Here is a 12,341-nt window from a genome sequence, read left to right on the forward strand (position 1 = left end):
GAGTCTTTCTCTTCTTGTTCTGGTACTCGGCTTCGGAGAAGGTGATTTGATCCATGGCAGCACTGAATCCTATGCAGTTGACGATAGCCGTATTATCACTGATGGCAGTGACTTTTTCAGAGCTTCCCTAATGGAGCAATAGAAGCGGTTAAAGTTCGTGGCGAGCCTAGTCATGTTATTTCATTTCTTTCTGGCTTTGGCGGTCCGCAAAAGTCCACAGCAAAGTTAGTTGAAATGGAAGTTCCTTTTTCTGATTACCCTAAGCCTGTGGAGCTTATGAAATATCTTTCAAGTATGATTGTTGGCAAAGATTTTCTATCCCTAGATTTCTTTGCTGGTTCAGGCACTACCGCGCATGCCATTATGGAACTTAACGCCGAAGACGGCGGCAACCGCCAGTCCATTAGCGTCCAGCTACCGGAAAAACTTGAAGACAATAGTGAAGCCTATAAGGCCGGTTACCGAACTATTGCCGATATTACCCGTGGCCGCATCGAAAAAGTCATCGCTAAACTAAAAGCCGAACACCTGGAAAAAACGGAAGGTCTGGCCTGTGCCCACTTCACCCTGGCCCCCAGCAACTTCAAGGTATGGAACAGCGAACTCAACGACCCCGGCGCCATTCGCCAGCAGCTAGATGCCCTGCAGAACACCGAAAAGCACGCGGATGAGCAAACCGCCATGCTCACCGAGCTATTGCTTAAAAATGGCCTGGGTGCCTTGGGTGTTCATGCCGTCAGTAAGCCGCGCAAACTGGCCAGCGGCGTTACCGTGCACCGCGTGTTACGGGAAGATGACCGCTACCTGTGGTTGTGTTTCGAACCCTATGTGGATGCCTTGCGCGACGAGATTCTCAAGGCCAACCCCGCCCAGTTGATTATGCTCAACGCCTGTTTTGTGGGGGCACAAGGCGATGAGCAGCTCAGTAACCTGCAGCTTGAACTGGCCGCGCAGGATATCAGCCTGCTGGTAATTTAAGGAGCTTGGCATGCAACACAAGATGACGCTGCAGTTTACCCATCAAGACTACCAGGAACGCGCGGTGCAGTCGGTCGTGCAAGTGTTTGATGGTCAGCCGCTGGCCACAGGTGAATTTGAACTGGTCAGTTCCGCCGCCAGCGTTAACTACGCCGGTGACGGCTCCATTGGCAATTCCCTGGTGCTGACGGAAAAACAGGTGCTGGAAAACGTACACAAGGTGCAGGCAAACAACATTATTGAAGCAGTTGCCGCGCTGCAGGCCGACCGCTGGACCGTAAAGAGCGATGAGGGGCATGTAAGCGACGAGTTTTGCCCACACTTAACCATTGAGATGGAAACCGGTACCGGCAAAACCTACACCTTTATTCGTACTATGTACGAATTGAACAAGGTGTACGGCTTCAAAAAATTTGTCGTGGTAGTGCCCAGTGTAGCGATTCGTGAAGGCACCATGAAAAACCTGGAGGTAACCCGCAGCCACTTTGCCGCTGATTATAACAACGTGCCCTGCCTGCCGATGCTCTACGATAGTAGTCGCTTGAACGACCTGCGCCACTTCGCCCAAAGCGATGCCCTGAGCGTGCTGGTGATCAACATCGACAGCTTCACCAAAGACAACAATAAGATCAATCAGCAGGGCGAAAGAGCCTTCGCGCCGATTGAATATATCAAAACGGTGAAACCGATTGTTATTGTCGATGAACCGCAGAACTTTGAAACCGATATCCGCCGTAAGGCCATACGTGACCTCAATCCGTTATGCACTCTGCGCTATTCGGCCACCCATAAAAATCCCTATAACCTGCTGTATAAACTCGACCCGGTGCAAGCCTATGACCTGGGTTTGGTCAAACAGATCGAAGTGGATGGTGTCGAGCCGGATGTCAGCTACAACCAAGCCTTTGTGCAGCTTGAGCGTATTGATGCCAAGCCAAAAGGCGTCACCGCCAAGGTAACGATTGACGTTAACGAAAAAAATGACGTTAAGCGTAAATCACCCACGCTAAAGCTGGGGGAAGATTTATACGCTAAGTCCAAGCAGCGAGAGATTTATGCTGATGGGTTTATTCTTAATGAGATACGCGCGGATGAAGGGGAAATCGAGTTTTCTGGTGGGCGTGTACTCAAACTCAACGAGCAGCAGGGCGGCCTAAGCGACGATGTAATGCGTTTTCAGATCGAGCGCACTGTGGCCGCGCACTTTGCCAAACTGAAAAAGGTCAAGGGACTCGGCGTTAAAGTACTGAGCCTGTTTTTTATCGACAAAGTGGCCAATTACCGCGCTTATGATGATGAAGGCAACGATGTAGCCGGTAAATTTGCCCAGTGGTTTGAAGAGGCTTTTGAAAAATATGCCACCAAGGCGCACTACCAAGGCTTGATTCCTTATACCGCTAATGAGGTGCATAACGGCTACTTCTCTGGAGATAAAAAAGGCAAAGGGGCCGCTGCAAAAAAAATATGGGTGGATAGCACAGAGCACGGTTCTAAAAAGGATGACGATACCTATACCTTGATCATGCAGGACAAGGAGCGGCTGCTGAATATGTCAGAGCCGCTGCAGTTTATCTTCAGCCATTCAGCCCTGCGGGAAGGTTGGGATAACCCCAACGTGTTCCAGATCTGCACCCTGAACGAAACCCAGAGCCAGATGAAAAAGCGCCAGGAGATTGGCCGTGGCTTGCGCCTGGCGGTGAACCAGCAGGGTGAGCGGGTACACGACAAAAGCATCAATGTGCTCACGGTGATCCCCAACGAAAGTTACGAAGTATTTGCCCGTACCTTGCAGCAGGAAATTGAAGAAGAAACCGATGTCAGCTTCAAAGGCCGTGTGAAAAACGCCCGCGCCAAGGCGCGAGTGCAACGTAAGGTGTTGAGTGCTGAAGACGAGGCACTGTTCAAAGCGATCTGGCAGCGCATTAATTACCAGACCCGCTACAGCGTCACGCTGGATACGCCTGAGTTGATTAAAAAATGCGTGAAATCCCTGGTGGATGTGAACCAGTACCCAAGAGTGCAGACGCCCAAAGTGCGCTCTCGCAAAGCCAAGCTGCGCATGAGTGAAGAAGGTATTCAGGGTGTTGAAACCGGCATTGACGAAAGTAACGCCAGTTACCAGAACGTGCCGGTGCCGGATGTTTACGCCTATCTTCAAAACCGAGTGCACCTGACACGCTCCACTTTATTTGCGGTTCTCGACCAGTCCAATCGCCTGGATGAACTGCTGATCAACCCCCAGGCGTTTCTGGATACCGTGATTGCTGCGATTAAAACCGTACTGCAAGAATTGCTGGTGGAAGGCATTCAGTACCATGAAATTAATGGCAAGCGCTACGAGATGGCGCTGTTTGATGAGCCCGTAGAAACCTACCTGAGCAGCGTCTACCCGCAAACTAGCGATGACATGATAACCCCTGTAGACAAAACCCTGCTGGAAGCCCAGCCGCTGGATGGCGATACTCAAGGCCCAAAGGGCGACGCTTTCAACTGTGTGATGAGCGACAGCGATGTAGAAAATAGATTTGCCCATGAGTGTTCGATTGACCCACGGGTCAGGTTTTTCTTCAAGTTGCCGAGCAAGTTCAAAATTGCCACCCCTCTGGGTTCCTACAACCCTGATTGGGCGGTAGTGTTTGAAAACGAAGAACGCGTCTACTTTGTCGCTGAAACCAAATCCAGCACGGTCAAAGCCGATCTACGCCGGAACGAACACCTGAAGATTGAATGCGGGCACAGGCACTTTAAGCTGGCCGATGATGTTACCTTCAAGGAAGTCAGCAGTTTAAGTGGTTTGTTGTCTCAGTAACAAAGAAACTGGCGGCGGTTTTCCGCTCCAGCGGCGATAAAGTGTGCGTGGCTGGGGCGGAAGTTCTTTGATTTATGAGTTAAGCGGTGGGCTTGAGCCTAGTCGTCAGGGTTATCACCGTTGCCCAGCACTTTCCGCACACGATCAATGAAGACGCGCCGTTTTCGCCATGTAAAAGGGCAGAGGCGTAGCCGCGGGTTTAGCTCCAGTTGAAGGCCACCTTGCTGGCCCCGGTTGCAGATATTGTGGCTTCCACGGCCGTGAAAAATAGGATGCGGGCGGCTTTTTATACCAGCGCGGTTCAGCTCAGCTTCAAGCTGTTGCTGGAGTTCAACGTTATCGCCGCCGGTATAGGCAATAGCGCCGCGTCCCATGCAACCGTGAAGCGTGACCACTACAGCCGAGCGGCTTGCGAGTGCCAGGGCGATAGGCTCGTCAAACGCCGTGCTGGTGATGTGTAAATCCCAGTTGTGGCGCCACTTGTGGCCGCTGAAACTGTAATAGTTAAACGTATCGCCTGCGATTCGCTTAGCGAGTGACGTTGTACCCGGCTCTATTTTGCCACCATGAATGGCCATGATGGTGATCGGTGAGCCACGATCCACAGTCTCAATCGAAAATGCCCCGTTAGGTTGCCCGCTTTCCAGCGCCGCAAAGCTGCTATAGCGGTCGCCACGCTGGCGAATCCACCCCTTTCGGCGTAGCCAAATGGTCAAGCGTCCGAGCAAGGGCTGTAAACGCATCCTTACCATTCCCCGTCCTCGATACGTGTGTCATTCTTAGTCTCGGCGTTGTAGAGGTAACACCACGCTTCACCGTGCAGGGTAGGAAAAATAGCACGGTTATATAGTCCTTGAAGTGGAGCATGCGCGAAGTAGCCTTCCAACTGATCCAGCAAGGCGAGTTGTTCGGTGTTGATGGCGTAGACCTCGACCACCGTGCCAGTGGACACCTCTGCTTTGGCCCCTGGGTAAGGACCAAGGTCATAGAGGGTGAGGGTAGTTAGACGGCCACGGCCTAGCAGGGTCGCGCCTTCAAGCCAAAAATGATTGTGGCAACCTTGCTTGAGCGTGCCATACACCGCGACGCGAGGGCAGCGTTGTATATCGCGTTGCAAGTGATCCATGGTGTTATTTCCTTCCCTTATCAGTGGCTTCGTTACACAAACCCTATTGGCTGACGCTTGCCGTGCTGTTCACGCTCTTCCAGGGTCAGGGCGTCCATCAGCGTATTCAAGCGAATAGGCAGCCCGCGTAAATCGAGTTGGTCTAGTGCGGTGCGCACATTCCCTGGGGTAAGGGAGCGTTGAGCTAAGTGACTTGTCGGAACAGTCGCCAGTCGTTGGTGGTCACGCTCGGGTAGCACTTCCTTGAGCAAATCACGTAACGGCTCGGGTGCAAGTGGCAAAAACTCCACCTTGAGATCAAAGCGGCGCATGACGGCGCGATCCAGGCTATCCCCGCGGTTGGTGGTGGCCAGCAAAATGCCGTCAAAATTCTCAATCTGTACCAATAGCTCATTGGTGTGAGAAATTTCCCAGCTTTGCATACTGTTTTCGCGTTGCATGAGCAGGGTATCGACTTCATCCAGCAGCAGTACGGCGCCTTTTTCCCGCGCCTGCGCAAATAGCGCAGCAAGCTTCTCTTCTGTGCCGCCGACGTATTTGTCCAGCAGGCTGCTGGCATGGGCAGTGATCAGCTCGCGGCCCAAAATCTTGGCTAAATGTTGCGCCAGCGCGGTCTTTCCACTGCCGGGTAGCCCATGCAAGCACAAGCGGCCGTTCTGACGACGGGTTAGCCGCTGCACAATGTTCTCAAGCCCTGGGCGCGTATTCAGCCACTCCATACGGTAGACGGGCATGGTGGGCCCTGTGGCAAGTGTCTTATCGGGCTGGTGGCGGGGAAGCGATTTTCCTAGTGCACGGAGGCGATGGGTCATAAGCGTGTCGATATGCTGTTCATTACGTATTGGGGTGCGTGGGTTGAACAAGCGCCCTAAACGGCATAGCTGATGAGCGGTAGCGGGCGTCATCCAGGGTTGTAGTGCCAGCTGCTGGCGCCCTTGAGGTGTCACCGGTAGCTCGTTGAGCAACTGGCAATAGTGGGCTTTGGCCTGCTCGCCGCGCTGGGCTTTTACCTCAATAATCATGTCAAAACGGCGTAGATAAGCGGGATCAAGCCAGTGCACGCTGTTACTCACCCACAGGGCAGGTGTGGAGTTGTTCTCCAGCAGCTGGTTCATCCAGCCCTTGGGTAGCGCCTCCTCATCGTTGATGACATCCTCAATCTCGTCGAACATGATCAGTCCAGGTCGCTGATCGATAAGCTTTTGCACCACTTGGTAGCGACTTAAACGCTTACTTGGTGTGAGCATCTCGTCGTTATTGTCGACCACTGGCACGCCGTAAAGTGGCACACTCAACAGCGACGCTAATGCTTTCACCAGCTCGGTCTTACCCACGCCGGGTTCGCCATAGATCAACACGTTAGCGCCCGCTTGCTGGGTGTCGAGCGCCTGGCGTAAATAATCAACGGTCAATTGGCGAAGGGGAACGGCGTCAAAGCTTGCCAGTGAAAATGCCCCCGGTGGCTGTGTGGGGCACAGGCTCATCAGGCGCTCAGTGATAAAGCCTCGCAGCGCACTGGATGAGAGAGCCTTGACATCGTGGTTGACCAGCGGCGCCAGGCTAAGCAGCATGTGGCCTGCTGTTAGGCTGTCATCGAGATCCAGCGTGCGTAAGTTATGCTGGTAGGAAAGTAGCCCCAACATTAATAGGCGACCGTGTTCCTGTAAGCAGAGATGCACCTCGTCACTGTTGTGACCAGTCAGTTGTGCCAACAGTTTTTTTGTTCGCGTGTCTTCTACACACGCTAGCACCGGGTTCATCTGCGGGTAGCGCAGTCTCAGCCAGGTGAGCATTAGCAGGCGTGTTTCTAGCACACTGAGCTGCAGTAGATTAGCGATATGTTCGCATAGGATGGAAAGCGTGTTGTGTATAGGGGTCGTTGTATCCAGCGCAGCCGAAGTGCGTTTCCACCAGCGTTTAAGGGTAGGAGAGTAATCGCCATAGTGATGGCTTCCTTCAGCGTCTTTGGGTACTTTGATGCCTAGCCAGCTAAAGAGGCTCTGCCAGTCAATGTCATCCAACCCACAATCCTTGCCCTGAAACATCACCGTTCGCACTGTAATTAATTGCGCTAGGAGGCGCTCCTGGGGGTCGTTTATCGCATCGGCTGCGGATGCTGCATTCACGTCTAGGATGTGTTCCCACTGCATGGCCGACTCCTTAGTTGCTCACTCGTCTCATTATAACGCCCTAGTGCGTCGTTCTGTGTCGCATAGTGGGGAGGCTGATCAAGTCAGTGTGATAAAGCTGGAAGTGGCAAGCGAGATAGTGGATGCTAGATTACTACTTATAACTAGCTAAAATATGGAAGCGAACATGGTGGAAGTGGTTATCATTGAATCGAGAAGTGCCAGCGACATTTTTGATGGACGTAGCGAAGGGGAGTCTTTGCAGCATGTGTTAAAGCTAGAAAACGTCCGCGCTAAGCTCTTCAATGTATGCAATCGAAAGCAGCTACAGAAAGCACTGGACTATGCTGCTAGGGATAGCGTCACTTATGTTCATTTTAGTGGGCACGGTTCAGACGATGGTTTCACGCTTACATCGTATGATTTTGGCGACGAAGATGATGGCTTTGTGACTTGGCAAGATTTCGATGAGATGGCTTGGCCTAAGCTCAAAGGGAAGTGCCTCTGTTTTTCAAGCTGCGATATCGGGAAGGGGGTTGAAGCCGTTTTTGACTTTCATAAGTCGTTCTGTAATGCGATTGTGGCCCCCACAAGAGAAATTACCTGGGGGGAAGGCTTAGTGGCATTTAGTGCTTTTTACCATCGGGCGCTGGAGGAAGATACCTCCACTAAAAGAGATGTCAGCGTAATGAATCACATTGTCGGTGCTGGCACCTTTAAGCTTATTGCGGCAAATCACCGCAATGCAACTTTTGCGATAGGTTGAATTTGCGATAGGTTGAAAAAGAACGACAAGGTATCTCATCATTCCATGTTTAGTTGAAAAGATTGCGGCGGATGAATGTAGCGGTAAACTGATGCCGCCGTTGCACGGTGAGGCCGCTTCCAGCGGTGATCCGACACTTCGGCGAAGGGTACCGAAGGTACCCCGGTGTTGTCAGGCTGGCAGCCTAAACGGTCGCGAGCTAAAGCTACCTCCCACAGGTTAACTGTCAGACTGTCAAAAATAATTCCATACCGAATGACGAAGAGCCATAGATTTACTCGCTGAAGCCATGTGCGCGCTGGCGGAGGTATATAAACGATGTCGTATGAAATCATGCTAAAGCGTATATATGCGCCGATAGAGGATCACGACGGCACTCGGGTGTTGGTTGATCGATTATGTCCTAGCGGGCTGTCTCCCAGTTTCCTGGCACTGAATGAGTGGTACCCGGAGATAGCGCCTGCGTCTCAATTATGCCGTCAGTATCGACAGCAAAAAATCAGTCAATCACTCTTTCTTGAGCGATACAGGCGTGAGCTGAAGGCATGTCCTGATAAGCTACTGCCTTTAATGAGATTCGCACGAGCGGGGCGAGTTACCCTACTAACCGCCGCTCGTGAAATTGAAGATTCCCACCTTCCAGTAATCAAAGAGCTGGTGCTATCAGCGCTCGAAGAGGAAGACGCCAGTGATCGTGAATTTTGCTCATCGCCCTGCCTGGCGCACACATTACCCACTTCTCAACGTTAGACCGTTTGCTTAACGCGTCATCATTTGGCTGACGATGACTGGATTGGTGCCCCGGTAGGCCAGTGCGCCTAACGTTCATGGCTTAATAAGCCCAGATAACAGCAAACAAAATACCCCACCCCAGAGCACTGGCAGCCATAATGGTGTAAGTGGCTGAAATAGTAGCAACATCAAACTTTTGATGGGTGCAGAGTGCTTGTAAGCCGTGGTAAATCAAGCTGCAAGAGATGCCCAGCCCGCTAAGTATAACCACTACGTTGAAAAGTAAGCTGGGTACCAATAGTGCCAATGAAGCGACGAATAATGGTAGTGGTGCAAGTGTGGCAAGTAAATAGGCATCTTGATAGCTGATAGATAGCTCATCAGTTCCATTGACTACAGCGTAGATTACCCAGCCGATAACGAAAAAACTCAATATCTCTGCAAGGAAAATAATTGTCGTGATAAAACGCCACTCTCGGTCAGCAAAGCCCGCCATAAATGCATCGCCGTAATGGGTGCCCGCATAATAGAGCATTACTGGCGGCAAGAGCGACATGGGTAACACCACCAGCCACGCTAGTAAAGGAATGGAGGGGGAAGATGCCTGTAACTCTTTCCAGCCTTCACGATGGTTGAATGGTAATTTGAGAAAAGTGAGTGCTCTCATTTCAGATCCCCCCTGCAGGTGTAATCTCAATGGTTATTTGTATCATGGTGTGATATTGTATTTTTTTAAAGCGCTCTAAATTGGCGAGTCAGCAATAGCCGAGTATGTGGTAAAGAGAATTGGAAAAATGAATAACCCTCAGACACTTGATAAAAGCGACTTTGAGCGGCTGTCGCAATTTCGTTACCGGTTGCGTTGCTTTCTTCGCCATAGTGAAGATATCTGTCGCCGCTATGGGCTGACGCCCTTGCAGTATCAACTATTGCTACATCTTCGTGGTTTCCATGGAAGAGACTGGGCGACGGTGGGGGAGCTAGCGGAACGGCTTCAATCAAAACATCATGGGGTGGTGGCGCTAGTTGATCGCTGTGAGCAGCTATCATTGGTTGTGCGGCGGCAAGGGCGCGAGGATCGCCGCCAAATAGAAGTGCATTTATTGGAAGAGGGCGTGAATCGGGTAACGCAAATCGCTGAAGCTCATCAACCTGAGTTGCGTCATTTGCAGGAAGAGACGCCATTTCCGGGTTGGCATAAGTCCACTTAATGCAGAGCTTAAGAAGTTGGATATAGCCAATATACATCGAATGTCCTCATTAATAATGCTTGGTTCGATTGCTGTGTTTAGCTCTTAAGTGTGGTGTGTGGCATTTAGTTGCTGTACTTCTATACTGTGAACTTCAATTTATCGTTAAGGTATTGCACTATGACAAAGCATGATTTGCCTTCTGGAGCCGGAGATGTCGCAAACCAGTATCCTGAGATATGGGAAGCTTATGCCGCTTTGGGCAAAGCCTGTGCTGAAGCTGGGCCGCTTGATGAACGTAGCCGACGCTTGATAAAACTCTCGCTGGCCATAGGGGCACGCTCCGAAGGGGCCGTTCACTCCCATGTGCGTCGTGCCTTGGAGGAAGGCGTGAGTGCCGAGGAACTGAAACAAGTAGCCATGTTAGCGATTCCTACCACCGGATTTCCGACTGCTGTGGCGGCCTTAACCTGGATTGAGGACATCACGGATCCTGATTAAGAGCGATCTGGGGGCGCTCTTTTTACTCTAGAGGCACTGTCCGTCCAATCGACGCGAACAGTGCCGTGATGCTACAGATGTTCCGACCGTTTAGCGCTTAGCACTCTGCAGTGCCTGTTCTTCGATGTCTCTATCGACTGAAGAGACGTAGTACTCGTCATCAAAAGCGCCTTCTGGCTCTTTGAGCCACACTAGGCAGATAACCCAACTGATGAAGGCGCCGGTCGCGATGATGTAGAAGAACTGCGACGGTGTGACAAACGTAAAGATGGTTAGGTAAACCACCGCGCCAACATTACCGTAGGCGCCGGCCATGCCCGAGATTTGCCCAGTGATGCGGCGCTTGATGGAGGGAATGATACCGAAGGTTGCCCCCTCGGCCCCTTGTACGAAAATCGAGGTGCCGATGGTCACCGCAATGGCCAGGATCAGTGGCCAACTCGAATTGAGCATGGCCATCAGCAAGAACCCAACGCTAATGCCAAACATGTAGCACAGCATCACAAAGCGCCGGTTACCCATGCGGTCGGAAACCATGCCGCCCATGGGGCGCGCCACCAGATTGACGAACGCGAATGATGCAGCGATCAGGCCGGCCGTAGCGGCATTCAGGCCCCAGGTCTCCTCAAAGAACATGGGCAGCATCGATACCACTGCTAGTTCAGCGCCGAAGTTGGCAAAATAGGTGCTGTTAAGCGCCGCCACGCTGTTGAACGAGTACTTATCATCCTCCGGTACACCCTTACGCAGGATCGGTAGATTGACTCGCAGGATCTGGACAATTTGATAGATGACGATCGTGATAATGGCTAGATAAGCGATGGTCGCACCAGTAACTGATAAATAGCCCATATACTGGATACGCCAGACCAGAATGGCGAGTACGCCGACCAGTGGGATGGTCCAGATGATCAGCTTGATCATATCGCCCCAGGAGCTCACTTCCATGGCAGCGGATTTGCGTGGCTTACGGTGAGCCTGGGCATCCGGGCCATCGGTAATCGCGAACCAGTAGTAAACACCGTAAGCGGCCATAACAATAGCGCTTTGGGCGATTGCCCAGCGCCAGCCATCGGGGCCGCCGTACATGCTCAGGGCGATGGTTGGCAGCGACATGGCGGCTACGGCGGAGCCGAAGTTACCCCAACCAGCGTAGAAGCCTTCGGCGAAGCCGATGTCCTTAGGCTTGAACCACAGCGCCGTCATGTGGATACCGACCACGAAGCTGGCGCCAATCGAGCTCAGTACCAGGCGCGCCACCAGCAGCTGCGTCATGCTGTTACCGAAAGCAAACGCCAACGCCGGTAGCGCCATAGTGACCATGAGCACCGAGAACACCCGTCGCGGGCCGAATCGATCCAGCGCCATGCCGACTATGATGCGGGCGGGAATGGTCAAGGCGACGTTGCAGATGGCGAATAGTTTGAGATCATCCGTGGTCAGCCAGTCGACGCTCTTGAGCATGCTCGACGCGAGCGGCGCCATGTTGAACCACACGTAAAAGGTAATAAAGAAGGCAATCCAGGTCAGGTGCAAGGCCCGAATTTCGGGGCTGCGAAACTTGAATACAGCGGAAACTTTCATGGTCGTATCGTCCTGTGTCCCAAAGGTGGTTTGTACCAAAAGGAGGGGTAAGGGCTGCTCAAGGGCTGGGTAGGATCAACAAGGGACACTCGGCGCGCCGGGCCAGGAACGAGCTGACGCTGCCGAAAGTCATGTAGTCGAGTTCATCAACAAAATAAGTCAACGATTTGGCGATGATGCCGCCGTCCGGCTGATGGCTATGGCGGGCAATGACCAGTAGGTCTGGCGAGAGTTTGCGAGTGGCCTGCAGCAACATCTTGCGCGCATCCCCTTCGGCTAGAAGCTGCTCGGCTTGGAAGCCCTCGCCGATGGCGAATGCCACACCCTCTTGAAGGTGCCGTTTAACCTCATCGTGCTCCTGCTGAAAAAGCGCCTCGTTGTTATCGGTAGCGTCGAGTGGATTCTCCACCACGCCGACCAGTACCAGCAGAGGTTGGTTGCAGCGGAACATGTTGACGACCTGAGCGAGAGCCAACTTGGCGTTTCGCGAACCGTCATAGGCGATCATGATTTTCATGGTGTCCTC

12 protein-coding genes are annotated in these 12,341 nt (G+C 52.3%); 6 read left to right on the forward strand and 6 right to left on the reverse strand.

Features of this window, described 5'->3' with window-relative positions; genetic code table 11:
• Positions 1-234 precede the first annotated feature (234 nt).
• Complete coding sequence (locus E0L35_RS17585) at positions 235-978, forward strand: DNA methyltransferase (RefSeq protein WP_138800998.1); 744 nt, start codon at positions 235-237, stop codon at positions 976-978.
• A gap of 10 nt (positions 979-988) precedes the next feature.
• On the forward strand, positions 989-3,787 hold the full coding sequence (locus E0L35_RS17590) for a DEAD/DEAH box helicase family protein (protein ID WP_212751698.1): 2,799 nt from the start codon (positions 989-991) through the stop codon (positions 3,785-3,787).
• A 98-nt stretch (positions 3,788-3,885) separates the two neighbouring features.
• On the opposite strand, the gene E0L35_RS17595 is transcribed toward E0L35_RS17590, so the two are convergent.
• Genes E0L35_RS17595 through E0L35_RS17605 form a run of 3 tightly spaced genes read right to left on the reverse strand, consistent with a single transcriptional unit; the run spans position 3,886 to position 7,063 of the window.
• The gene (locus E0L35_RS17595; RefSeq protein ID WP_171051188.1) at positions 3,886-4,530 is read right to left on the reverse strand and encodes a poly-gamma-glutamate hydrolase family protein; all 645 of its coding nucleotides are present in this window, start codon (positions 4,528-4,530) and stop codon (positions 3,886-3,888) included.
• A gap of 2 nt (positions 4,531-4,532) precedes the next feature.
• Entirely contained in the window at positions 4,533-4,913 is a 381-nt protein-coding gene (locus E0L35_RS17600; protein ID WP_138801000.1) for a gamma-glutamylcyclotransferase family protein, read from the reverse strand.
• 32 nt (positions 4,914-4,945) lie between these two features.
• A complete protein-coding gene (locus E0L35_RS17605; protein ID WP_138801001.1) occupies positions 4,946-7,063 on the reverse strand; it encodes an AAA family ATPase in 2,118 nt (705 codons plus the stop codon).
• 166 nt (positions 7,064-7,229) lie between these two features.
• Here E0L35_RS17605 and E0L35_RS17610 point away from each other — a divergent pair, with 166 nt between their 5' ends.
• The gene (locus tag E0L35_RS17610; protein ID WP_212751699.1) at positions 7,230-7,808 is read left to right on the forward strand and encodes a hypothetical protein; all 579 of its coding nucleotides are present in this window, start codon (positions 7,230-7,232) and stop codon (positions 7,806-7,808) included.
• Positions 7,809-8,126: 318 nt separating this feature from the next.
• Positions 8,127-8,558, forward strand: coding sequence for a DUF488 family protein (locus E0L35_RS17615; RefSeq protein WP_081742519.1), 432 nt, complete (start codon positions 8,127-8,129; stop codon positions 8,556-8,558).
• Positions 8,559-8,640: 82 nt separating this feature from the next.
• Here the strand turns inward: E0L35_RS17615 and E0L35_RS17620 are convergent, their stop codons facing one another.
• Complete coding sequence (locus E0L35_RS17620) at positions 8,641-9,207, reverse strand: YIP1 family protein (RefSeq protein ID WP_138801002.1); 567 nt, start codon at positions 9,205-9,207, stop codon at positions 8,641-8,643.
• A gap of 127 nt (positions 9,208-9,334) precedes the next feature.
• Here E0L35_RS17620 and E0L35_RS17625 point away from each other — a divergent pair, with 127 nt between their 5' ends.
• Together E0L35_RS17625 and E0L35_RS17630 are read left to right on the forward strand one after the other, a co-directional pair.
• Positions 9,335-9,751 (forward strand): MarR family transcriptional regulator, encoded by a 417-nt coding sequence (locus tag E0L35_RS17625; RefSeq protein ID WP_039858438.1) that lies wholly within the window; start codon positions 9,335-9,337, stop codon positions 9,749-9,751.
• Positions 9,752-9,910: 159 nt separating this feature from the next.
• Positions 9,911-10,231, forward strand: a complete 321-nt coding sequence (locus tag E0L35_RS17630; protein ID WP_039858439.1) for a carboxymuconolactone decarboxylase family protein — start codon at positions 9,911-9,913, stop codon at positions 10,229-10,231.
• Between the two features lie 90 nt (positions 10,232-10,321).
• Here E0L35_RS17630 and E0L35_RS17635 read toward each other — a convergent pair whose 3' ends face one another.
• Both E0L35_RS17635 and E0L35_RS17640 read right to left on the reverse strand, forming a co-directional pair.
• Positions 10,322-11,815: an MFS transporter gene (locus E0L35_RS17635; RefSeq protein WP_022523565.1), complete on the reverse strand. Its 1,494-nt coding sequence runs from the start codon at positions 11,813-11,815 to the stop codon at positions 10,322-10,324.
• 58 nt (positions 11,816-11,873) lie between these two features.
• Positions 11,874-12,332 (reverse strand): universal stress protein, encoded by a 459-nt coding sequence (locus E0L35_RS17640; protein ID WP_022523564.1) that lies wholly within the window; start codon positions 12,330-12,332, stop codon positions 11,874-11,876.
• Positions 12,333-12,341 lie beyond the last annotated feature (9 nt).

This window comes from Halomonas sp. ATBC28 (genome assembly GCF_005937175.1).
GTDB lineage: Bacteria > Pseudomonadota > Gammaproteobacteria > Pseudomonadales > Halomonadaceae > Vreelandella > Vreelandella titanicae.